The 275-nt window shown below is 65.5% G+C and carries 1 protein-coding gene; it reads right to left on the bottom strand.

Annotated features, from left to right (window positions below; genetic code table 11):
• A partial coding sequence (locus tag SB773_RS31600) for a hypothetical protein (RefSeq protein ID WP_410594266.1) occupies positions 1-197 on the bottom strand: 197 nt, incomplete at its 3' end.
• Between the last annotated feature and the right edge of the window lie 78 nt (positions 198-275).

Below are 275 nucleotides of genomic sequence, written 5' to 3'. Positions count from 1 at the left end.
CCGGCGAGGTCGTCCACCCAGCTGGTGACGGTGGTGATGTCCTGTTCGGTGGCGCCGTAGCCGGGGCGTTCGAATGTCAGCAGGTGTATGCCGGAACGTGCCGTTAGCTCTGGTGCGGGGTCGAAACCCGACGCGCCCGGGGTCGGGTGGAGAAGGACCGCCAGGCGCTCACCGGCCGGGTCGCCGAGGCCAGTCATCCCTACTTCTCGGCCGCTGGGAAGCCGAACCAGCCGATATGTCATTGCATCCCTCCTAATTTGTTGTGTATCCGAGCG

Source organism: Bacillus sp. SIMBA_074 (assembly GCF_046534555.1).
Taxonomy (GTDB): Bacteria; Bacillota; Bacilli; order Bacillales; family Bacillaceae_G; genus Bacillus_A; species Bacillus_A mycoides.
The sequence above is the reverse complement of the archived record's forward strand: the minus strand, read 5'-3'. Positions and strand labels throughout refer to the sequence as shown.